Raw genomic sequence first — 20,826 nt, 5'->3', positions numbered from 1 at the left:
CAATCTGTTATTTATGACGCGCGCGCAGATTATTGATGATGGTGCTCAAATCCAGCTCCTGATCCTGCAGCAGCACCATCAGGTGATAAAGCAGATCCGAAGCTTCATTGGTCAGCTCGTGACGATCGTTAACCGTTGCCGCCAACGCCGTTTCCACGCCTTCTTCCCCCACTTTCTGCGCGATACGCTTGGTGCCGCTGGCATAAAGCTTCGCAGTGTACGAACTCTCAGGGTCGGCGCTTTTGCGCGAAGCCAGCAGCTGCTCGAGCTGATAGAGGAACGTCCAGTCTGGCGCAGCCGGTGAGAAGCAGCTGGAAGTGCCGAGATGGCAGGTTGGGCCAATCGGATTGGCCAGCACCAGCAGCGTGTCGTTGTCGCAGTCCGGCGTAATGCTCGCCACTTGCAGGAAGTGGCCCGAGGTTTCGCCTTTGGTCCATAAACGGTTTTTGGTGCGAGAGAAGAAGGTGACGTTGCCCTCGCTGAGGGTTTTTTGCAGCGCTTCTTCATTCATATAACCGTGCATCAGCACTTCGCCGGAAACGTTGTGCTGGACGATAACGGGCATCATGCCCGCGGTTTTGACCCAATCCAGCCTGGCCAGTTGTTCTGCAGTTAACACGCGCGAATCTCCACACCGTTGTCGATCAGGAAGTTTTTCAACTCGCCGATATTGATAATTTGTTTGTGAAACACCGAAGCCGCCAGCGCACCATCGACGTTCGCCTGCTCAAAGGCTTCAAGGAAGTGCGGCATGGTGCCTGCGCCGCCGGAGGCGATCAGCGGCACTTTGCACACATCGCGCACTTTCTTCAGCTGCACCAGGTCGTAGCCGTTACGCACGCCATCCTGGTTCATCATGTTGAGGACGATTTCGCCTGCGCCCAGCTTCTGCACTTCCTGTACCCAATCCAGAGTTTCCCACGTGGTCACTTTGGTGCGCGCTTCGTCGCCGGTGTACTGATTGACGTGATATTTGCCGCTCACTTCGTCAAACCAGGTATCGATGCCCACTACGATGCACTGCACGCCAAAGCGATCGGCCAGGCGCGTAATCAGCGTCGGATCGGCTAATGCTGGCGAGTTGATGGAAATCTTGTCGGCACCAAACTGCAGAATGCGCGCCGCGTCTTCTTCGCTCTTAATGCCGCCCGCCACGCAGAAAGGAATATCGATCACTTCCGCTACGCGCGACACCCAGCTTTTGTCCACGACGCGGCCATCCGATGAGGCGGTGATATCGTAGAACACCAGCTCGTCCGCACCTTCCTGCGCATAACGCTGCGCCAGCGGCACGATGTCGCCGATGATTTCGTGGTTGCGGAACTGAACGCCTTTCACCACTTGTCCGTCACGCACATCGAGACAAGGAATTATCCGTTTTGCCAGCATGCGATTGCCTCCGCCACCGTGAATTTATCTTCCAGTAACGCGCGACCAACGATCACGCCCTGTGCGCCGCTGCCGCGTAACGCCGCGATGTCATCCAGCGAACCGATGCCGCCTGAAGACTGGAAGGCGATGTCAGGGAAGGCCGCAGACACTTCTTTATACAGCGCGACGTTGGATCCGCTCAGCGTGCCGTCGCGCGAAATGTCAGTGCACAACACATGCCTGAGGCCAACCGGCTGATACCAGCCAATCACCTCTTCCAGCGTCACGCCCGCCGCTTCCTGCCAGCCGCTGATCGCCACCTCTTTGCGGTTGTTGGCATCAATGCGCACATCTAATGCCAGCACAATGGCGTCGGCGCCAAACTCGCTAAACCAGCTTTTGACTTCTTCCGGTTGCTTCACCGCGGTGGAACCGACCACCACGCGCGTGGCACCCGCTGCCAGCAGCGCCGCCACATCATCGCGATGGCGGATGCCGCCGCCGACCTGCACCGGCACGGTCACGCCGCGCAGTAAGGTGGTGAGCAGGGGAATCTGACGTTTGGCCGGATCTTTGGCGCCGGTCAAATCCACCAGATGCAGCACTTCTGCACCCTGGCGTTGGTAATCCTGTAAACGCGGCAGCGGATCGCTGCCGTAATCGCGCTGCTGGCCGTAATCGCCCTGATGCAGGCGCACCACTTTGCCGTCGATTAAATCTAATGCGGGGATAATCATCACATCTCCAGGAAATTTTTCAGCAGCTGCGCGCCGGCTTTGCCCGAACGCTCCGGGTGGAACTGCACGCCGAAGAAGTTATCTTTCTGCAGGGCAGCGGTGAACGGATAGCCGTAATCGCACTGGGCGATGGTGGCGGCATTCACCGGCATGGCATAGCTGTGCACGAAGTAGAAGTAGCTGCCATCGGGAATGTCGCGGAACAGATGATGGCCGGCTTTAGCGGTGATCTGGTTCCAGCCCATGTGCGGCAGCGGTAAATCCTGCGTATCCATCAGCGTGACGGGCTCATCAACCAGGCCGAGCGTGGTGACGCCGCCATTCTCATCGCTACCGCGACCGAGCAGCTGCATGCCGAGGCAAATACCGAGCACCGGCTGAGTACAGGCTTTGATTAAGTCGATGAGATCGCGCTCCTGCAGCTGATTCATCGCCGCCTGCGCGGTGCCCACGCCGGGCAGCAGCAGCTTGTCGGCATGCAGCACCACATCCGGGTCGCGGCTCACCTGCGGCGTATACCCGAGGCGCTCAATCGCCCACTTCACCGACGACAGGTTGGCGCAGCCGGTATCGAGGATCACCACGTTCATCACAGCACTCCTTTCGAGCTCGGCAAGGTGTTGCCTTCCACGCGAATCGCCTGGCGCAGCGTGCGGCCAAAGGCTTTAAACAGGCTTTCCACACGATGGTGATCGTTGCGGCCTTTGGTTTTTAGGTGCAGCGTGCTCATCATGGCGTAGGAGAGGGAGCTGAAGAAGTGCTCGACCATCTCGGTGCTGAGATCGCCGACGCGCTGGTAGCTGAACTCGGCTTTGAATTCGATGTGCGGACGGCCGGAGATATCCAGCGCGCAGCGAGCCAGGCACTCATCCATGGGCAGCACAAAGCCGAAGCGGCCGATGCCACGTTTGTCGCCCAGCGCTTTCAGCAGCGCTTCGCCGAGCGCCAGACCGGTATCTTCCACGGTGTGGTGATCGTCGATGTAGAGATCGCCTTTCACATCAATGTTCATGCGGAAGCCGCCGTGCACCGCAATCTGGTCCAGCATGTGATCGAAGAAGCCGACGCCGGTGTTAATTTTGCTGCCGCCTTCACGATCCAACCACACTTCGACTTTAATCTGCGTCTCTTTGGTGTTGCGTTGCACCAGCGCGTAACGATCGCGCTGGGTCAGGCGCGCCTGAATCGCATCCCAATCTTCGCCTTCCGCGCCGTAACGCAGGCCCTGAATGCCCATGTTCTGCGCCAGCTGAATATCGGTGAGACGATCGCCAATTACGTAGCTGTTGGCGGTATCGAGCGCACCGGCGGCCAGCCAGGCTTCCACCATTTTGGTCTTCGGCTTGCGGCAATCGCAGTTATCTTCCGGCATATGCGGGCAGATCAGGATGTCGCTGAAATTCACGCCTTGTGAGCGGAGAATCTGCATCATCAGGTTGTGCGGGCCGTCAAAATCCGCCTGCGGGAAGCTGTCGGTGCCGAGGCCATCCTGATTGGTGATCATCACCAGCTGATAGCCCGCTGCCTGCAACGCCAGCAGCGCCGGAATGGCGTTCTTCTCAAACGCCAGCTTCTCCATGCGATCCACCTGATAATCAGTGGGTGGCTCAGAGATGATGGTGCCGTCGCGGTCGATAAAAAGGATCTTCTGACTCATGCTTGCTCCACTGATAAGGCTTGCAGCGCGGCGATCAACCGCTCGCACTCTTCACGGGTGCCGATGGAGATGCGCAGGCATCCCGCAAGGCCGGGGTTTTTGTTTTGGTCGCGCAGAATAATGCCTTGATCCCACAGCGTTTTAAACACTTTTGGCGAAGCAGTGAAACGCGCCAGAATGTAGTTGGTTTCACTCGGGAACACCTGCTGCACCACGCTAATCTGCGGCAACTGCTCAAACAGCCAGGCACGATTGGCGTTCAGCTCAGCAACGTGCTGACGCATCAGCGCAATGCCTTGCTCGCTCAGCGCTTGTCCCGCCACATCCGCTACCGGCGTCGCCAGCGGATAGGGCGCAATCACCTTCATCAGCAGATCGATCACCGGCTTGTTCGCGAGGGTGAAGCCGCAGCGCAAACCGGCCAGCGCAAAGGCTTTGGACAGCGTGCGCAGAATCACTAAGTGCGGATATTCCTGCAGCCAGCCCGCCAGCGTCGCGTCCGGGCAGAACTCGATATAGGCTTCATCGGCCACTACCAGCGCTTTACCGGCGGTCATCGCCAGCAGCGAGCGGATGTCATCCTGATTGATCAGGTTGCCGGTCGGATTGTTCGGGCTGCACATATAGACGACTTTCACGCCGTCGAGCTGGTCAGCAATTGCCGGCAGATTCAGCTGCCAGTCATCGAGTGCCGCCACGGTGCGGTATTCGATACCGATGGTTTCGGCGCTGACGCTATACATGCCGTAGGTTGGCGGGCAGAACAGAATCGCATCTTTGCCCGGCTCGCAAAACGCGCGCATCAGCAGTTCGATACCTTCATCCGCACCGCGGCTGACCAGAACCTGCTCCGGCGTCATACCGGCGTAAGCGGCGTAGCGCTCAATAACAATCTTCGGCTGACATTCCGGATAGCGGTTCAGCGTCTGCTGCGACAGCTCAAACGGCACCGGCAGCGGGAATTCGTTGGCATTCAGCCACACATCACCGTTACCACCCAGACGACGCGCCGATTGATACGGCGTCAACGCTCGCACGTTGGCGCGCGCTAACTCTTCAATATTCAGGCTCATGCTTGCTCCTTTAGCGCGGCAACACGCAGGGTAACGGCATTTTTGTGGGCTTCCAGCTGCTCGGCGGCGGCCAGCGTTTCAATCGTCGCGGCAAGATTGAGGAAGCCTTGCGGCGTCAGCTCTTGCACCGTCATACGTTTCTGGAAATCGGCCAGGCCAAGGCTGGAACAGGTCGCGGTGTAGCCGTAGGTCGGCAGCACGTGGTTAGTGCCGGACGCGTAATCGCCCGCGGATTCCGGGGACCAGTCGCCAAGGAATACCGAACCGGCGCTGGTGATGCTTTCGACCAGATCGCGCGGCTGGCGCGTCTGAATGATCAGGTGCTCCGGGCCGTACAGGTTGGAGATCTCGATGCACTGCTCTAAATCGCGCAGCACAATCAGGCGGCTGCTCGCTAACGCCTGACGCGCGGTAGCCGCACGCGGCAGCTGCGCCAGTTGCTCTTCAACCGCTTGCGCCACGCCTTCGGCCAGTTGCAGCGACGGCGTCAGCAAAACCACCTGCGAATCCGGGCCGTGTTCCGCCTGCGACAGCAAATCAGATGCCACGAACGCGGGCGTGGCGCCTTCGTCGGCGATCACCAGCACTTCCGATGGACCGGCTGGCATATCAATTGCCGCGCCATCTAAACGCTGGCTAACCTGACGTTTGGCTTCGGTGACGTAGGCGTTGCCAGGGCCAAAAATCTTGTCCACTTTCGGCACGCTTTCGGTGCCGAAGGCGAGGGCGGCGATGGCTTGTGAACCGCCCACCTGAAACACCTCTTTCACGCCACACAGCTGGGCGGCGTAAAGAATTTCATCGGCAATCGGCGGCGGCGAGCACAGCACCACGCGACCGCAACCGGCGATGCGTGCCGGTGTCGCCAGCATCAATACGGTTGAGAACAGCGGGGCGGAACCGCCAGGAATGTACAAACCTACCGATTTCACCGGACGGGTAATCTGCTGGCAGCGCACGCCAGGCTGAGTTTCCACATCCACTTCCGCCAGAATTTGCGCGTTGTGGAAAGTCTCGATATTACTCACGGCCACGGCCATCGCCTGCTTCAGCGTGTCACTCAGACGATCGCTGGCCGCTTGCATCTCTTCGGCGCTGACGCGCAGGTTATCCACCTGCGCTTTATCGAAGCGCGCGCTAAATTCACGCAGCGCCGCATCGCCGCTCTCTTTCACTTGAACTAATACGTCGCGCACGATCTGGCTGATAGTTTCTGAAGCCGAAATCGCCGGACGCATCAGCAGCGCTTGCTGCTGCTCTGCGCTGCATTGCTGCCAATCAATGGGTGTCATCAGCGTGCTCATCGTATTACTCCAACATTTTTTCAATTGGCAGCACGAGGATCGAGCTGGCACCCAGCGACTTCAACTTTTCCATGGTTTCCCAGAACAGCGTTTCGCTGCTCACCATGTGCATCGCCACGCGGCTCACATCGCCGGCCAGCGGCAGCACGGTTGGACGCTCAGCGCCCGGCAGCAGCGCAATCACTTCATCCAGACGCTCGCTTGGCGCGTGCAGCATGATGTACTTGGATTCACGCGCTTTAATTACGCCCTGAATACGCGTCATCATTTTGTCGACCAGCTCTTGCTTGGCGGCCGGCAGTTCGCCATCGCGCTGGATCAGCACTGCTTTAGAGCGGTAGATCACTTCCACTTCGCGCAGGCCGTTGGCTTCCAGCGTGGCGCCGGTTGAAACCAGGTCACAAATCGCATCGGCCAAACCCGCGCGTGGTGCGACTTCAACCGATCCGTTCAGCAGGCAGGATTTAAAGGCGACGCCTTGTTTATCGAGGTATTTCTTCAGCAGGTGTGGATAAGAGGTGGCGATGCGGGCGTTATTCAGGCATTGCGGGCCGGTGTACTCTTCATCAACCGGCATCGCTAGCGACAGGCGACAACCGCCGAAATCCAGACGACGCAGCGTGAAGTAACGCGGATCTTCGCCCTGAGCACGGCGATTCAGCAGCTCCTCTTCTAGCACGTTTTCACCGACGATACCGAGATCGACCACGCCATCCATTACCAGGCCAGGGATATCGTCATCGCGCACACGCAGGATGTCGATCGGCATGTTCTCCGCAAACGCAATCAGACGCTGTTGCTGAAGGTTAATTTTGATACCGCAGCGTGCCAGCAGTTCGCGTGATTCATCACTTAAACGGCCAGATTTCTGCATAGCTATGCGAATACGGGTGTTATCTAACATGATTCCTGTCCTCTTATTCAATCCTGTCTGAACGTGTTGGTTGGCGTTCGCCCATAAAAAAACCCCCGGAAGATGATCTTCCGGGGGCTCTCTTTGCGTTCGCACCACTGGAAGATCCTAATCGTCTCCCAGCACACATCGCCTGAAAGACTAGTCAGGGTGATGGTGATGATGGTGGTTGAACTGAACGCGTGTCATAGTAAATTCCGTTGCTGAATGAGTATTCATTTGCGTGCTGAATAACCTAACGAAGATGGTGACAATTGGCAACCCTTTTTTAACCGTCAATTTCCGGAATCTCCCGAAACAGTTTGCGCTGGTTTGGCACATCTACCCGCACTAAGATGAAGTGTGAGCCCATAGCAGGAGTCGATATGAAAAAGGTCGCGATTGTAGGTCTGGGATGGCTGGGTATGCCGCTGGCGATGGCGCTAACGGCACGCGGCTGGCAGGTCACCGGCAGTAAAACCTCGCCGGATGGCGTGGACGCCGCACGCCGCTGTGGCATTGAAGCCTTCCAGCTGGTGTTAACCCCCGAACTGGAGTGTGAAGCCGAAGAGTTAGATACGCTGATGGCAGTCGATGCGCTGGTGGTGACCTTGCCCGCCAGTCGCACGGTGAAAGGCGGTGAAGATTACATGCAGGCGGTGCAGAACGTGGTGGATACCGCGCTGGCGAAGAGAGTACCGCGCATTATTTTCACCAGCTCAACGTCTGTGTACGGCAGCGGTGAGGGTGTAATGAAAGAGAGCAGTCCGCTGCAGCCGGAAACCGTCGCCGGCAAAACGTTGGTGGAGCTGGAAAATTGGCTGCACGATCTGCCCGGCACCAGCGTGGACATTGTGCGTCTCGCGGGATTAGTGGGGCCGAATCGTCATCCGGGGCGTTTCCTTGCCGGTAAAACCGGGCTGGAAAACGGCGGTCATGCGGTCAATCTGGTACATCTCGATGATGTGGTCGATGCGATTGTGCTGTTGCTGCAAACCCCGAAAGGCGGGCATGTTTACAATTTGTGTGCCTCGAAACATCCGTCGCGCGACAGTTTTTATCCTAGCGTTTCGAAGCAGCTGGGGCTTGAGCCACCGACGTTCGTTGTTGAGCCGGAGCGTTCTAACGGCAAGGTGATTGATGGCTCGAAGATCGCGAGTGAGCTGGGGTTTGAGTATACGTATGATGACCCGATGAAAATGCCGCTGGAGTGATTTCCCCTCACCCTAACCCTCTCCCGCAGGCGGGCGAGGGAATCTTTTGCTCCCTCTCCCGTAGCAGAGGGCCGGGGTGAGGGCATCAGCGCGCAGCAGATTAAACCCCAAACCGATCCCTTAACGCATACCACGCCGCTCCCATCGCGGTAAGCGGCACCTTAAACCGTCTCCCACCTGGAAACGGCAGATGCGGCAATTTCGCGAACGCATCAAATCTCTCGGCGTGCCCACGTAGCACTTCAGCAATCAACTTTCCTGAAAGATGGGTACAGGTCACGCCGTGTCCGCTGTCGCCCTGCATAAAGAACGCATTCTTCTCTACCTGCCCAAACTGCGGCATGCGCGATAGCGTGAGCAGGAAATTGCCGCTCCAGCGGTGGCTGATTTTGATGTCACGCAGCTGCGGAAAGGTGCGCAGCAGCTTGGGGCGAATCAGCGCTTCGATATCATCCGGCTCACGTGCGCCGTACACCACGCCGCCGCCGTAGAGCAGGCGGTTATCGGCGGTGAGGCGGAAGTAGTCGAGCAGATAGTTACAATCTTCAACGCAGTAATTGTTCGGCAGCAAACCCAAAGCCTGATCGCGCGTTAAAGGTTCGGTGGTGACGATCTGCGAACCGCACGGCATGCTTTTGCCCGTCAGGCGCGGTTCAAGCTGTGACGGCAAATAAGCGTTACCTGCAAAAATCACGAAGGTGGCGCTGACTTCGCCCTTAGCAGTTTTTATGCGATGCGGTGCGCCGTATTTCACTTCAATCGCCGCTGACTGCTCATAAATGCGCCCGCCGTGACGGCGAATAGCTTCCGCTTCACCCAGCGCCAGATTGAGCGGATGCAGATGCCCGCCGCGCTTATCAAGTAAGCCACCGACGTAGCGATCGGTCGCCACTTCGCGCCGAATGCCGCGTTCGTCGAGCAGCTCCAAATCGTGATTGCCATAGCGTGCCCAAAGGGCTTTTTGGCTGCGAAGATGGCCCATTTGCCGCTGATTCAGTGCGGCGAAAATGCCGCCGGGACGATAGTCGCAGGCGATAGCGTAACGGTCGATGCGGTCGCGAATGATCTCCGCGCCTTCAAACATCATGCTGCCAAGCATTTGTGCGGTCTGTTTGCCGTAGCGCTGCTCAATCACATCCACGTCGCGGCTGTAGGAGTTGACGACCTGGCCGCCATTGCGGCCGCTGGCGCCAAAGCCGATTTTCGCCGCTTCAAGCAGCACCACGTCGTAACCGGCTTCGGTGAGAAACAGCGCGGACGAGAGCCCGGTAAAGCCGCCGCCAATGATGCAGACATCGCACTGCACTGACTCTTGCAGCTCCGGCCACGGCTCATGGGCGTTGGCGGTAGCGGCGTAATAACTTCCCACATGTTGCATGACATCCTCCTTAAGCGCGAAACCTTAGAAATTGGCGGGCGTATGCGCGCTAACAATGCGACACGGCTGATCTGAGGTATTGGTAAAACTGTGCGGCAAGCCGGTATCAATCACATAGCTTTCACCGCGATAGAGATGGTAACTCTGGCCGTTGACCACCAGCATGATTTCCCCTTCCAGCACGGTGCCGGTTTCCTCGCCGGGATGGCGTAACTTCTCGCCGGTGCTGGCGCCGGGTTCATAACGCTCCAGCAGCATCGCCAGCGCGCGCCGTGCGGCACCGTTATCGATCAGCATCAGCGATACGCCAAGGCTGCCGATCTCCACGCACTCTTCCGGGCGCACAATCACCCGCGGCGTGGCATTGATTTTGGGTTCGGAGAAAAACTCTGACAGCGAAAGCCCATAAACTTTCAGCAGCTTCTGTAAGGTGCTGACGGCCGGGCTCACTTTGTCCTGTTCGATAGTACTGATGGCGCTGTGCGTTAAACCTGATAACTCAGCGACGCGACGCTGAGACAATCCCAACTCCTGCCGGATCTGCGATAAGCGACGTCCGGGTGCCAGAGTGGCATCATTCATGGCTGTTTTTCCTTGTGATAACAGACAGCGGCGTGGATAAAGGCCTCAAACAAACGGCGCGAGACCGGATCGCGATCGGAGTGCCATTCCGGATGCCATTGCACCGCAAGGGCAAAAGGGTGCTTTGGCAGGCTTACGGCTTCAACCAGCCCGTCGGGCGCGCGCGCTTCGATATGTAGCTGCGGACCGGTTTCGCGGATGCCTTGCCCGTGCAGCGAGTTGACCGCAAAAGGTTCGGCGCTGCCGAGCAGTTGGCTCAGCATGCCATCCACTTCTGGCTGCACGGTATGTGCCGGCGCGTATTGCTCATCCAGCGATAACGCGTCGTTTTCGCGATGCTCCTGAAACAGATGTGTCATATGCAGCTGGCGATGCAGCGCACCGCCATTAGCGACCACCAGCTCCTGCAAACCGCGACAGATACCGAACATCGGCATCTTTTTACCGATCGCATGGGTGATGAGCCCAAAGGCGAGGCGATCGCGCGCCGGATCGGCATGCGCCTCTTTACCGTCCGCGCCGTAATGCCAGGGTTCAATGTTGCTGGGGCTGCCGGTCAGCAAAATGCCATCCAGCACGGTCATACTGTTTTCTAATAGATGAGGTGCTTGCATCAGTTGATGCGGCAAGGGCAGCGGCACGCCACCGGCAAGCACGATAGCGTCGAGATATTTGTTATGAATCGTTTGCCCTGCGTGGCTGCCGATAAAGTTCTGGCACATCACTACGCCAATCAAGGGCTTGTCAAAAATAATGCCCATAACGTCTCCGCGTTGCTGTTCAATATTTTCGCCGGAAATGCGCGGCTGGCCTTAAAAGTGTGCAATATTTTGTCAATCTAGCAACCGATCGTTCATTCCTCAAACAGAATTGTTACATTTGCACACTTTTTGCGTTAGCGCTATGTTAGTGGAGTGGCTGTTATTTTGAGCATTGCGCGCACCAATATTAAACGGTAAAGGGCGGGTGGGATCATGACGAACCTCGTAGAAGTAGAAGACTTCACGCGACACAGTGAAGAGAAACGAACAAGCGCGTTCCAGCTGGAGGTCAAAACCTGGCTGGAACGCCATCCTGAAACGCAGTATGTCGATATTCTTCTTAATGATTTAAATGGGGTATTTCGCGGTAAACGCATTCCCATCTCCGCATTGGCAAAACTGGAAAAAGGGTGTTACTTCCCGGCCTCGGTTTTCGCTATGGATATTCTCGGTAACACCGTCGAAGACGCCGGACTGGGTCAGTCACTGGGCGAACCCGACCACCTCTGCATGCCGGTGCCCGGCACCTTAATTCCTTCTGCCGCCGATCCCACGCACATCGCTCAGCTGTTGCTGACCATGTGTAACCAAGATGGCACTCCCTTTGACGTTGAACCCCGTAATGTTCTCAATCGGCTGTGGCAACAGCTGCGTAATCGAGGATTGTTCCCGGTGGTAGCGGTAGAGCTGGAGTTCTATCTGGTGGATAAAAAGCGTGATGCGGAGGGCTTCATTCAGCCGCCGTGTTCGCCGGGCAGTGACGAACGCAATATGCAGAGCCAGGTGTATTCGGTGGATAATCTCGATCACTTCGCCGACGTACTGCGGGACATCGACCATCTGGCCAAGCTGCAAGGCATTCCCGCCGATGGCGCGCTGGCGGAAGCCTCGCCCGGCCAGTTCGAAATCAACCTGCATCACACGCGCGACGTGCTTAAAGCCTGCGATCACGCTATTCAGCTGAAACGGCTGGTGCGTCAGGTGGCGGAAAATCACGGCATGACCGCCACTTTCATGGCCAAGCCTTACGAAGAGTACGCGGGCAGCGGCATGCATGTGCATATCAGCATGCTGGATGCCGCCGATCACAACGCCTTTGCGCTTGATGACGGCAGCGATTCACCGCTGATGAAACGCGCGCTGGCGGGCATGATCGATTTAATGCCGGCTTCGATGGCGCTGCTGGCGCCTAACGTGAACGCTTATCGCCGCTTCCTGCCGGAAGCCTATGTACCGCTGCAGGCGTCATGGGGACACAACAACCGTACGGTTGCGCTGCGTGTGCCTTGTGGCGATGCGGATAACCATCGCATCGAGTATCGCGTGGCCGGTGCGGATGCAAATCCCTATCTGGTGGTGTCAACTATTCTTGCCGGTATTTTGCACGGTCTGGATAATCAGCTACCTTTACCGCATGCGGTGCAGGGCAATGGACATGAAGCAGAAGGGCTGGCATTACCGATTCGGCAGAGCGATGCGCTGTATGAATTTGAGAATAGCTATCCGCTGCAAAAGCTGCTGGGCGAGCGTTTTAGCGGGGTGTGGCACAGCTGCAAACAGTACGAACTGATGCAGTTTGAGCGCTTAATCACCTCGACGGAAATCGACTGGATGCTCAAGAATGCCTGAGTGCCGGAAGAATTGATCTAACGTCTTGTGCCGATGGCATAAGTTGGGGCAAAATACGCGCCCTGCAAAATGAGAACTAACCGACGTTAACCGCGTCGGTTATTTTTTTGCATGATGTACTCACTGACATTCACACGAGGCCGGACACGCATCCGGATAGATAGATACTGACAAACACGCTTGTGCGTGAGATTTGAGGAAAACAAAGATGGGACTGTTTAACATTGCACCAGCGCAGGCTGGTTCTCGCTTCCGTGATGACTACGGCGCCGCGACAATCGTAAACACTAATATCACTTCTCACTGCAGCAAATTGCGCAGTAGCCCTGTAGCCCAACCGATCTCGGTTGTCGTCTGCGGGGGCCTGAACAATGTCGCTTAACACCTCTGCCGCACCTCAGCGTGCACACCTGAAAAAATCTCTGACCCTGATCCCGGTTGTCATGATGGGCCTGGCGTATATGCAGCCAATGACCCTGTTTGATACCTTCGGAATCGTGTCTGGATTGACCGACGGCCACGTCGCCACCGCTTATGCTTTCGCCCTGATCGCGATTCTGTTTACTGCCGTGAGCTACGGCAAGCTGGTACGCCGCTTCCCATCTGCGGGCTCCGCTTACACCTATGCTCAGAAAGCAATCAGTCCGCACGTCGGCTTTATGGTTGGCTGGTCATCACTGCTGGACTACTTGTTCATGCCGATGATCAACATCCTGCTGGCGAAAAGCTACTTTGAGACGCTGGTGCCGGGCATTCCGTCGTGGATTTTCGTGGTGCTGCTGGTGGCCTTTATGACCATCTCCAACCTGCGTGGAATCAAAACCGTTGCCAACTTCAACAGCGTGATCGTGGTGCTGCAAGTGGTAGTGATGGTAGTGATTACCGGCATGGTGGTTTACGGTGTGGCACACGGTGTTGGCGAGGGGACATTGACCAGCAGCAGACCATTCTGGTCTGAGAATGCGCACGTAGTCCCGATGATTACTGGTGCGACCATTCTCTGCTTCTCGTTCCTTGGCTTTGACGGTATCAGTTCGCTGTCAGAAGAGACCAAAGATGCTGAACGCACGATCCCGCGCGCGATTTTCCTCACCGCGCTGATTGGTGGTGTGATCTTTATCGGTGTTTCTTACTTCCTGCAGCTGTACTTCCCGGACATCTCGCGTTTCCAGAATCCGGACTCTTCACAGCCAGAGATCATGCTGTTCGTGGCGGGTAAAGCGCTGCAAATTGGCATCCTGATCTTCTCGGTGGTGACGGTGCTGGCATCCGGTATGGCCGCGCACGCAGGCGTTTCACGTTTGATGTACGTGATGGGCCGCGATGGCGTGTTCCCGCAGCGTTTCTTTGGCTTCGTGCACCCGAAATACCGCACGCCGTCACTGAACGTGCTGCTGGTGGGTGCGGTCGCGCTGATGGCGATCAACTTCGACCTGGTAACCGCAACTGCGCTGATTAACTTCGGTGCGCTGGTGGCGTTCACCTTTGTGAACCTGTCGGTGATTGCGCAGTTCTGGATCCGTGAGAAGCGTAACAAGACGCTGAAAGATCACATCAACTATCTGGTGCTGCCGGTGATGGGTGCCCTGACAGTCGGTGCGTTGTGGATTAACCTGGAAGAGACCTCCATGGTGCTCGGCCTGGTGTGGGCAGCGATTGGTATTATTTACCTCGCCTTTGTGACCCGCACCTTCCGCAACCCGGTTCCGCAGTTCAGCGAAGAAGTGTGATTTGATCGACGTCGCTGTCCCCCTCCTCGGTCCTCCCCCATAAATGGGGGAGGAAGATGCTGCCATATGTGAGTTCTGAAGCTGCATGTGGCAGCGTCTCCTTCCCCCGCTAGCGGGGGAAGGCCGGGATGGGGGACAGCGAGCACCGACCGGGAACAGCACGCACTATCCCGCCAACACCAACTCCCAACTCCCCGCACTCAACGCCTCGCGTCCCGCTTTACTCAACCCCGCATCGGTAATCAAGGTATCAAACCGCTCCAGCGGTAACGCCAGATGCGTCGCAATCTTGTTGTACTTCGAACTGTCGCTTAACAACACGCGCTTACTACTCACATCGCTCGCCGCCAGCTTCACCGGCACCTTATCCTCATCCGGCGTAAACAGCCCGCGCGGGCCCCAGCAGGACGCGGAGATAAACGCGATATCAATCGCCAGCTGGCGCAAACTTCTGGCCGCCGCTTCACCGACGCTGGAACGGTTCTCACGACATACCGTGCCGCCGGTGTGAATCAACTTGCAGCCGCTGCTCTCCATCAGCAGGCGCGCAATCACGAAATCGTTGGTCACCACCAGCAAGTCATCACGCTCAAGCAACTCGCGCGCCAGCGCCAGTGTGGTGGTGCCGGCATCGAGATAGATGCAGCTATTACGCGGAATATGACGCGCGGCATACTGCCCAATCGCCATCTTCTCGCCGCTGTACATATTGGTTTTCGCCAGATGCGATGGCTCCGCCGCCAGGCGATCCGCTGAGCGCACGCCGCCCGAAACAGACAATACCGCACCTTGCTCTTCCAGCTTCTGCACATCGCGACGTATCGTCATATGCGACACACCCAAGCGCTCAGTGAGCTCGGCAATGCTAACCACGCCGCGTTCGCCCACCAGCGCTAAAATTTGTTGATGACGTTCAACCGGAATCACCTTGCTCTCCCTGAATTATCATTTTTTCACATTGTAGATCATCGATTCACAGCCCGCAGCACAATTTATCTTGGCGGAATCTAAGCAGAAATCCCATCTGGACTGACTTCGAAGCGCTGACCTCCGGCTGTGAATCCATGTTAATCCTTGCGCGCATAAGTTAATTTTTGTGATATCACGCACGTTTATTCGCCACTGACTGCGGCAGACTTAACACCAATGAACAAATTATCACTTAAATTAACAATGGAGGTTTGCTATGTCAGCAACCGTGAATAACATCGGCGTGATTGGTTTAGGTTCCATGGGCATGGGTGCCGCGCAGTCTTGCATCCGTGCAGGATTAAATACCTGGGGTGTTGATCTCAATCCGCAGGCGCTGGAAACCCTGCGTCAGGCCGGTGCACGTGATGCGCAAACCTCCGCTGCCCGCTTTGCCGCTGAACTCGATGCGGTGCTGCTGCTTGTGGTGAATGCCGCGCAGGTTAAAGCAATCCTGTTCGGTGAAAACGGCGTGGCGGCGCAGCTCAAGCCCGGCACCGTGGTCATGGTCTCTTCTACCATCTCTTCACAGGATGCGCAGGCGATTGAACAACAGCTGGCGCAGCATCAGTTGCTGATGCTGGATGCACCGGTTTCCGGCGGCGCAGCCAAAGCTGCAGTTGGCGAGATGACGGTGATGGCGTCCGGCAGCGATGAAGCTTTTGCCCTGCTCAAGCCCGTGCTGGATGCGGTGGCGGCGAAAGTCTATCGCGTGGGCAGCGAAATCGGTCTCGGCTCAACCGTCAAAATCATTCACCAGCTGCTGGCGGGCGTGCACATTGCCGTGGGCGCAGAAGCGATGGCGCTGGCCGCGCGCGCCGGGATCCCGCTCGACACCATGTATGACGTGGTGACCAACGCCGCCGGTAACTCATGGATGTTCGAGAACCGCATGCGTCACGTGGTGGATGGCGATTACTCGCCGAAATCAGCGGTCGATATCTTCGTTAAAGATCTCAATCTGGTGGCGGATACCGCCAAGTCGCTGCACTTCCCGCTGCCGCTGGCTTCTACTGCGCTCAATATGTTTACCGAAGCCAGCAACGCCGGCCACGGTCGTGAAGATGACAGCGCAGTGATCAAGATCTTCAGCGGCATCACGCTGCCGCAGGCGAAGGAGCAATAATCATGCGTTTAGGCGTTATTGCAGACGATTTTACCGGCGCAACCGACATCGCCAGTTTTCTGGTGCAGAACGGTTTGCCGACCATCCAGTTCAACGGCGTGCCGGAAAGGCATGACGCGCTGAGCGCGCAGGCGATTGTTATCAGCCTGAAGTCACGCTCATGCCCGGTCCAGCAGGCGATCGATCAGTCGCTGGCGGCGCTGCAGTGGCTGCAACAGCAGGGCTGCGATCGTTTCTATTTCAAATATTGCTCCACCTTTGACAGCACCGAGCAGGGCAACATCGGCCCGGTAACCGATGCGCTGCTGGCGGCATTGGGCGAAACGCAAACGGTGATTTCGCCGTCGCTGCCGGTTAACGGTCGTACGGTGTATCAGGGCTATCTGTTTGTGGCCGATCAGCTGCTGTCCGAATCGGGCATGCGCCATCATCCGGTAACGCCAATGACCGATAGCAATCTGGTGCGTTTGATGACGCGCCAGGCCAAAGGCCAGGCCGCAGTGATCAACGCCGCGCAATTGGATCAAGGTGCTGATGCGGTGCGTGCGCAGCTGGATGCTTTAAAAGCGCAGGGCATCAACTATGTGGTGCTGGATGCGCTGCACGAGCAGCATCTGCTGACGCAGGGCGAAGCGCTGAAAGAGACGCGACTGGTGACCGGCGGTTCTGGCCTGGCGATCGGTATCGCCCGCGCCTGGGCAACGCAGCAGCAGAACAGTGACGCTGAACACGCCGGGCGTCCACAAGGCGATCGCGCGGTGGTGATCTCAGGCTCCTGCTCGCAAATGACCAACCGTCAGGTGCAGGCGTATCGTCAGCAAGCGCCCTCGCATGAAGTGCTGGTGGAACGCTGCCTCGATAACGCCGAAAGCTATGCGCAGGAACTCTGTGATTGGGTGGCGGCGCATCATCAGCCCGAACTGGCGCCCTTGCTGTTTGCTACCGCCGATGCGCAGCAGCTGCAAGCCATTCAGCAGCAATACGGCGCAGCGCGCAGCAGTGAAGCGGTTGAGCAGCTGTTTGCCGCCGTAACCCGTGAACTAAAAACCCGTGGCTGGCAGCGCTTTATCGTCGCCGGCGGTGAAACCTCGGGCGTGGTGGCACAAAGCCTTGGCGTTACCGCATTCCACATTGGCCCGATGATTTCACCGGGCGTGCCGTGGGTACGCGATATCCATCAGCCGCTGTCACTGGCGCTGAAATCAGGCAACTTTGGCGACGAACAGTTCTTTGCCCGCGCACAACAGGAGTATTCAGCATGACGGAACAACAAGCACGCGAAGAAATGGTACAGCTCGGCGCATCCTTCTTTCAGCGCGGTTACGCCACCGGTTCAGCGGGCAATTTGTCTCTGCTGCTGGAGGATGGCAACTTGCTGGCGACGCCAACCGGCTCCTGTCTCGGCGAACTGCAGGCCGATCGTCTGTCGAAAGTGACGATTCAGGGCGAATGGATCTCCGGCGACAAGCCGTCGAAAGAGGTGGCTTTTCACCGCGCGCTCTATCTGAACAATCCCGCGTGCAAAGCGGTGGTGCATCTGCACAGCCACTATTTGACGGCGCTCTCCTGCCTCAACGATCTCGACACAGCAAACTGCATCCGTCCGTTCACGCCGTACGTGGTGATGCGCGTCGGTGATGTGCCGGTGGTGCCCTATTACAAGCCGGGTGATCAGCGGCTGGCTGACGATCTGGCCAATCTGGCATCGCGCTATAACGCCTTCCTGCTGGCTAATCATGGTCCGGTGGTGGTGGGCAAATCCCTGCGCGAAGCTGCCAATAACACTGAAGAACTGGAAGAGACCGCGCGCCTGATGTTTACGCTCGGTGACCGCTCGATTCGTTATCTGACCGATAGCGAAGTCGCGGAATTGAGGAATGTTTAATGCCTAAGTTTGCAGCCAATCTATCTACGCAGTTCGGTGAGTTGCCGTTTATCGAACGCTTTGCCGCCGCGGCTAACGCCGGTTTTCGCGCCGTTGAATTCCTGTTTCCGTATGACTTTCCGGCCGAGGTGATTAAAGCCGAGCTGGAAAAACATCAGCTGGAATTGGTGCTGTTCAACACCGCCGCAGGCAACGTGCAGGCGGGCGAGTGGGGCGTTTCTGCCATTCCGGGCCGTGAACAGGAAGCGCGTGCCGATATCGATCGGGCACTCGAGTATGCGCTGCCGCTCAACTGCCAGCAGGTGCATGTGATGGCGGCAACGGTGCCAAACGGTGTCGATCGTGCAGCCTATGAAGAGACTTTCGTGCGTAACATGCGTTATGCCGCCGAGCGTTTTGCGCCGCACGGCATTCGCCTGCTGCTGGAAGCGCTTAATCCAGTCACTAAGCCGAATTATCTCTACGCCAGCCAGTATCAGACGCTGGCGATGATGACGCGTATCGATCGGCCCAACGTCTTTACCCAGCTCGATCTGTTCCATGCACAGCTGGTGGACGGCAATCTGACGCATCTGATTCGTGAATACGCTGGTCGTTATCGCCATATCCAGATCGCCTCTGCGCCGCATCGTCACGAGCCGGATGAAGGCGAGATCAACTATTCCTATCTGTTCGACCTGCTGGATGAAGTGGGTTACGACGGTTGGGTGGGATGTGAATACATCCCGCGCGGCCGCACTGAAGCTGGCCTCGGCTGGTTCGCGCCTTACGCTAAATAATTTTTGTTTAACCACCCAGCACAGGGATTTTCAGCACTGTGCTGGGTAAGTATTACCTGAATTCGACAATACCAGATAGAGCTGTACCCAAACTATACTAATTAAATCAGAGGATTATCATGTCTACCGCGTTGTTGTTAGCCATTGCTACCGCCAGCATTGTGATCTTGCTGCTGCTGGTGATTAAAACCAAAGTTCACCCCTTTGTGGCGCTGCTGATTGTCAGCTTGCTGGTGGCGATTGCGACCGGCATTCCAGCCGACAAAATTATGGAAACCATCTTTAGCGGGATGGGTAACTTGCTGGGGCATATCACCATTATCATCGTGCTGGGGGCGATGCTCGGCGCAGTGATTGAAGCCTCGGGCGGTGCCGAGTCGCTGGCACAACGCTTCAGTAAATCGCTGGGTATCAAGCGTACCGTGGCGGCGCTGACCATGGCGGCGTTTATCCTCGGCATTCCGGTGTTCTTCGAAGTCGGCTTCATCATCGTGATTCCGCTGATTTATGGCTTCACCAAAGTGGCGCGCGTGTCACCGCTGAAGTTTGGCTTGCCGATGGCGGGCGTGATGCTGACGGTGCATGTGGCGCTGCCAACCCATCCCGGCGCGGCGGCGGCGGCGGGCATTCTGCACACTGATATGGGCTGGCTGATGATGCTCGGTATCCTGATCTCGATTCCGGTCGGTATCGTCGGTTATTACGTCGCGAAAGCGATGAACCTGCGCCAATATCATCTTTCCGTTGATGTATTAGAACAGCTGCAGCTGGCGAAGCCGGAAGGTAAGCCGAAGAACGACGCGCCAGCGCCGGGTGCACTGACCATTACCGGTCTGATTGTTGTGCCGATTCTGTTGATCGTCATGGGTACCGTCGCGCATACCACACTGGAAGAAGGCAGCACGCTGCGTGCGGTGATGACGGTGATCGGTACGCCAGCCATTGCGTTGCTGATTGCGCTGGGACTGGCGGCGTGGCTGCTCGGCGTGCGTCGCGGCTGGAGCAAAGAGAAACTGGAAGATCTCACCGGACGTGCGATTCCCAGCTCCGCCAGCGTGATTCTGGTGGCGGGCGCGGGCGGTGCGTTTGGTAAGGTGCTGGTGGAATCGGGCGTGGGCAAAGCGCTGGCGTTGACGCTGGAAACCTTGCATCTGCCATTAGTTCCGGCGGCCTTTATTCTGTCGCTGGCGCTGCGTGCTTCGCAGGGGTCGGCAACGGTGGCGATTCTGACCACCAGCGGCTTGTTAAGCCAGGCGGTGGGCGATGTAACGGATATGCAGCGCGTGTTGGTGACGCTGGCGGCCTGTTTCGGTGGGTTAGGTTTGTCGCACGTCAATGATGCGGGTTTTTGGGTGGTGACGCGCTATCTGGGCTTGTCAGTGGCCGATGGTCTGAAGACCTGGACGGTATTGACGACGGTGATGGGGCTGAGCGGTTTCGCATTGACGTGGCTGGTGTGGGGGATGATTTAAGGGTTTTCCCTCACCCTAACCCTCTCCCACAGGGAGAGGGAACCGATCGAGCGCTTACGCCAGCATTTGGCAGCGTCTCCTTCTCCTGTGGAAGGGGGAACCGATCGAGCGCTCACGCCAGCATTTGGCAGCGTCTCCCTCTCCCTGTGGGAGTGTACAGTCCGGGGACATGGTGAACACTTGTTCGGGGACATGGTAGACACTTACAACTAAGGCATAAGAACCCGTTTATGGAGTCGCTTATGTCCTGGGATGCGAGAGATACCA

The 20,826-nt window shown here is 57.3% G+C and carries 21 protein-coding genes and 1 other annotated feature; of the genes, 8 read left to right on the top strand and 13 right to left on the bottom strand.

From position 1 onward, the window contains the following. Positions 1 to 7 precede the first annotated feature (7 nt). The 9 genes from hisIE to hisL all read right to left on the bottom strand — a co-directional run bounded on the left by hisIE (position 8) and on the right by hisL (position 7,244). Complete coding sequence (hisIE, locus tag ACVLVH_RS06965) at positions 8 to 619, bottom strand: bifunctional phosphoribosyl-AMP cyclohydrolase/phosphoribosyl-ATP diphosphatase HisIE (RefSeq protein ID WP_101763386.1); 612 nt, start codon at positions 617 to 619, stop codon at positions 8 to 10. Further along, a complete protein-coding gene (hisF, locus tag ACVLVH_RS06960) occupies positions 613 to 1,389 on the bottom strand; it encodes an imidazole glycerol phosphate synthase subunit HisF (protein ID WP_192233420.1) in 777 nt (258 codons plus the stop codon). Before hisF ends, hisIE begins: the two co-directional genes overlap by 7 nt. Then, the gene (gene hisA, locus ACVLVH_RS06955) at positions 1,371 to 2,108 is read right to left on the bottom strand and encodes a 1-(5-phosphoribosyl)-5-[(5-phosphoribosylamino)methylideneamino]imidazole-4-carboxamide isomerase (RefSeq protein ID WP_312464028.1); all 738 of its coding nucleotides are present in this window, start codon (positions 2,106 to 2,108) and stop codon (positions 1,371 to 1,373) included. Before hisA ends, hisF begins: the two co-directional genes overlap by 19 nt. Further along, positions 2,108 to 2,698 carry an imidazole glycerol phosphate synthase subunit HisH gene (gene hisH / locus ACVLVH_RS06950; protein WP_101763389.1) on the bottom strand — a complete coding sequence of 197 codons (591 nt, stop codon included), beginning with the start codon at positions 2,696 to 2,698 and terminating at the stop codon, positions 2,108 to 2,110. The genes hisA and hisH overlap by 1 nt, the downstream gene beginning before the upstream one ends. Next, positions 2,698 to 3,765 carry a bifunctional histidinol-phosphatase/imidazoleglycerol-phosphate dehydratase HisB gene (gene hisB, locus ACVLVH_RS06945; RefSeq protein ID WP_192233424.1) on the bottom strand — a complete coding sequence of 356 codons (1,068 nt, stop codon included), beginning with the start codon at positions 3,763 to 3,765 and terminating at the stop codon, positions 2,698 to 2,700. Before hisB ends, hisH begins: the two co-directional genes overlap by 1 nt. Next, entirely contained in the window at positions 3,762 to 4,838 is a 1,077-nt protein-coding gene (hisC, locus tag ACVLVH_RS06940) for a histidinol-phosphate transaminase (protein ID WP_498949070.1), read from the bottom strand. The genes hisB and hisC overlap by 4 nt, the downstream gene beginning before the upstream one ends. After that, entirely contained in the window at positions 4,835 to 6,142 is a 1,308-nt protein-coding gene (hisD, locus tag ACVLVH_RS06935) for a histidinol dehydrogenase (RefSeq protein ID WP_498949068.1), read from the bottom strand. The genes hisC and hisD overlap by 4 nt, the downstream gene beginning before the upstream one ends. 4 nt (positions 6,143 to 6,146) lie before the next feature. Further along, positions 6,147 to 7,046, bottom strand: coding sequence for an ATP phosphoribosyltransferase (hisG, locus tag ACVLVH_RS06930; RefSeq protein ID WP_008104821.1), 900 nt, complete (start codon positions 7,044 to 7,046; stop codon positions 6,147 to 6,149). Positions 7,047 to 7,099: 53 nt separating this feature from the next. Further along, positions 7,100 to 7,221, bottom strand: a sequence feature (His leader region). Continuing rightward, entirely contained in the window at positions 7,197 to 7,244 is a 48-nt protein-coding gene (hisL, locus tag ACVLVH_RS06925; RefSeq protein ID WP_100396937.1) for a his operon leader peptide, read from the bottom strand. (Overlaps the previous feature by 25 nt.) Before the next feature lie 176 nt (positions 7,245 to 7,420). On the opposite strand from hisL, the gene ACVLVH_RS06920 reads away from it, so the two are divergent. Next, a complete protein-coding gene (locus tag ACVLVH_RS06920; protein ID WP_498949066.1) occupies positions 7,421 to 8,248 on the top strand; it encodes an SDR family oxidoreductase in 828 nt (275 codons plus the stop codon). A gap of 100 nt (positions 8,249 to 8,348) precedes the next feature. On the opposite strand, the gene ACVLVH_RS06915 is transcribed toward ACVLVH_RS06920, so the two are convergent. From ACVLVH_RS06915 to puuD, 3 genes are read right to left on the bottom strand one after another with little or no spacing between them, the layout of a single operon-like run. Further along, positions 8,349 to 9,626 (bottom strand): NAD(P)/FAD-dependent oxidoreductase, encoded by a 1,278-nt coding sequence (locus ACVLVH_RS06915; protein ID WP_137386093.1) that lies wholly within the window; start codon positions 9,624 to 9,626, stop codon positions 8,349 to 8,351. 24 nt (positions 9,627 to 9,650) lie between these two features. Further along, positions 9,651 to 10,208 carry an HTH-type transcriptional regulator PuuR gene (puuR, locus tag ACVLVH_RS06910; RefSeq protein WP_277973779.1) on the bottom strand — a complete coding sequence of 186 codons (558 nt, stop codon included), beginning with the start codon at positions 10,206 to 10,208 and terminating at the stop codon, positions 9,651 to 9,653. Continuing rightward, positions 10,205 to 10,969 (bottom strand): gamma-glutamyl-gamma-aminobutyrate hydrolase, encoded by a 765-nt coding sequence (puuD, locus tag ACVLVH_RS06905; RefSeq protein WP_498949064.1) that lies wholly within the window; start codon positions 10,967 to 10,969, stop codon positions 10,205 to 10,207. Before puuD ends, puuR begins: the two co-directional genes overlap by 4 nt. A 213-nt stretch (positions 10,970 to 11,182) precedes the next feature. Here puuD and ACVLVH_RS06900 point away from each other — a divergent pair, with 213 nt between their 5' ends. Then, a complete protein-coding gene (locus ACVLVH_RS06900) occupies positions 11,183 to 12,598 on the top strand; it encodes a glutamine synthetase family protein (protein WP_101763399.1) in 1,416 nt (471 codons plus the stop codon). Between the two features lie 371 nt (positions 12,599 to 12,969). After that, the gene (locus ACVLVH_RS06895) at positions 12,970 to 14,328 is read left to right on the top strand and encodes an APC family permease (protein ID WP_101763400.1); all 1,359 of its coding nucleotides are present in this window, start codon (positions 12,970 to 12,972) and stop codon (positions 14,326 to 14,328) included. Positions 14,329 to 14,493: 165 nt separating this feature from the next. Here the strand turns inward: ACVLVH_RS06895 and ygbI are convergent, their stop codons facing one another. Next, complete coding sequence (ygbI, locus tag ACVLVH_RS06890; RefSeq protein WP_101763401.1) at positions 14,494 to 15,255, bottom strand: DNA-binding transcriptional repressor YgbI; 762 nt, start codon at positions 15,253 to 15,255, stop codon at positions 14,494 to 14,496. A 259-nt stretch (positions 15,256 to 15,514) separates the two neighbouring features. On the opposite strand from ygbI, the gene ltnD reads away from it, so the two are divergent. From ltnD to ACVLVH_RS06865, 5 genes are all read left to right on the top strand, one after another. After that, a complete protein-coding gene (ltnD, locus tag ACVLVH_RS06885; RefSeq protein ID WP_101763402.1) occupies positions 15,515 to 16,423 on the top strand; it encodes an L-threonate dehydrogenase in 909 nt (302 codons plus the stop codon). A 2-nt stretch (positions 16,424 to 16,425) separates the two neighbouring features. Continuing rightward, positions 16,426 to 17,685 carry a 3-oxo-tetronate kinase gene (gene otnK / locus ACVLVH_RS06880; protein WP_498949061.1) on the top strand — a complete coding sequence of 420 codons (1,260 nt, stop codon included), beginning with the start codon at positions 16,426 to 16,428 and terminating at the stop codon, positions 17,683 to 17,685. Continuing rightward, a complete protein-coding gene (otnC, locus tag ACVLVH_RS06875; protein ID WP_192233438.1) occupies positions 17,682 to 18,308 on the top strand; it encodes a 3-oxo-tetronate 4-phosphate decarboxylase in 627 nt (208 codons plus the stop codon). The genes otnK and otnC overlap by 4 nt, the downstream gene beginning before the upstream one ends. Continuing rightward, on the top strand, positions 18,308 to 19,087 hold the full coding sequence (locus ACVLVH_RS06870) for an HPr family phosphocarrier protein (protein WP_498949059.1): 780 nt from the start codon (positions 18,308 to 18,310) through the stop codon (positions 19,085 to 19,087). The genes otnC and ACVLVH_RS06870 overlap by 1 nt, the downstream gene beginning before the upstream one ends. A gap of 119 nt (positions 19,088 to 19,206) precedes the next feature. Then, positions 19,207 to 20,559 carry a GntP family transporter gene (locus ACVLVH_RS06865; protein WP_101763406.1) on the top strand — a complete coding sequence of 451 codons (1,353 nt, stop codon included), beginning with the start codon at positions 19,207 to 19,209 and terminating at the stop codon, positions 20,557 to 20,559. Positions 20,560 to 20,826 lie beyond the last annotated feature (267 nt).

This window comes from Kluyvera sp. 1366 (genome assembly GCF_054823405.1).
The sequence above is the reverse complement of the archived record's forward strand: the minus strand, read 5'-3'. Positions and strand labels throughout refer to the sequence as shown.

Excerpts from the sequence above, each read along its gene's own strand:
- hisF (WP_192233420.1), bottom strand. The coding sequence starts at position 1,389 with ATGCTGGCAAAACGGATAATTCCTTGTCTCGATGTGCGTGACGGACAA.
- hisA (WP_312464028.1), bottom strand. The coding sequence starts at position 2,108 with ATGATTATCCCCGCATTAGATTTAATCGACGGCAAAGTGGTGCGCCTG.
- hisH (WP_101763389.1), bottom strand. The coding sequence starts at position 2,698 with ATGAACGTGGTGATCCTCGATACCGGCTGCGCCAACCTGTCGTCGGTG.
- hisB (WP_192233424.1), bottom strand. The coding sequence starts at position 3,765 with ATGAGTCAGAAGATCCTTTTTATCGACCGCGACGGCACCATCATCTCT.
- hisC (WP_498949070.1), bottom strand. The coding sequence starts at position 4,838 with ATGAGCCTGAATATTGAAGAGTTAGCGCGCGCCAACGTGCGAGCGTTG.
- hisD (WP_498949068.1), bottom strand. The coding sequence starts at position 6,142 with ATGAGCACGCTGATGACACCCATTGATTGGCAGCAATGCAGCGCAGAG.
- hisG (WP_008104821.1), bottom strand. The coding sequence starts at position 7,046 with ATGTTAGATAACACCCGTATTCGCATAGCTATGCAGAAATCTGGCCGT.
- ACVLVH_RS06920 (WP_498949066.1), top strand. The coding sequence starts at position 7,421 with ATGAAAAAGGTCGCGATTGTAGGTCTGGGATGGCTGGGTATGCCGCTG.
- ACVLVH_RS06915 (WP_137386093.1), bottom strand. The coding sequence starts at position 9,626 with ATGCAACATGTGGGAAGTTATTACGCCGCTACCGCCAACGCCCATGAG.
- puuR (WP_277973779.1), bottom strand. The coding sequence starts at position 10,208 with ATGAATGATGCCACTCTGGCACCCGGACGTCGCTTATCGCAGATCCGG.
- puuD (WP_498949064.1), bottom strand. The coding sequence starts at position 10,969 with ATGGGCATTATTTTTGACAAGCCCTTGATTGGCGTAGTGATGTGCCAG.
- ACVLVH_RS06900 (WP_101763399.1), top strand. The coding sequence starts at position 11,183 with ATGACGAACCTCGTAGAAGTAGAAGACTTCACGCGACACAGTGAAGAG.
- ACVLVH_RS06895 (WP_101763400.1), top strand. The coding sequence starts at position 12,970 with ATGTCGCTTAACACCTCTGCCGCACCTCAGCGTGCACACCTGAAAAAA.
- ltnD (WP_101763402.1), top strand. The coding sequence starts at position 15,515 with ATGTCAGCAACCGTGAATAACATCGGCGTGATTGGTTTAGGTTCCATG.
- otnK (WP_498949061.1), top strand. The coding sequence starts at position 16,426 with ATGCGTTTAGGCGTTATTGCAGACGATTTTACCGGCGCAACCGACATC.
- otnC (WP_192233438.1), top strand. The coding sequence starts at position 17,682 with ATGACGGAACAACAAGCACGCGAAGAAATGGTACAGCTCGGCGCATCC.
- ACVLVH_RS06870 (WP_498949059.1), top strand. The coding sequence starts at position 18,308 with ATGCCTAAGTTTGCAGCCAATCTATCTACGCAGTTCGGTGAGTTGCCG.
- ACVLVH_RS06865 (WP_101763406.1), top strand. The coding sequence starts at position 19,207 with ATGTCTACCGCGTTGTTGTTAGCCATTGCTACCGCCAGCATTGTGATC.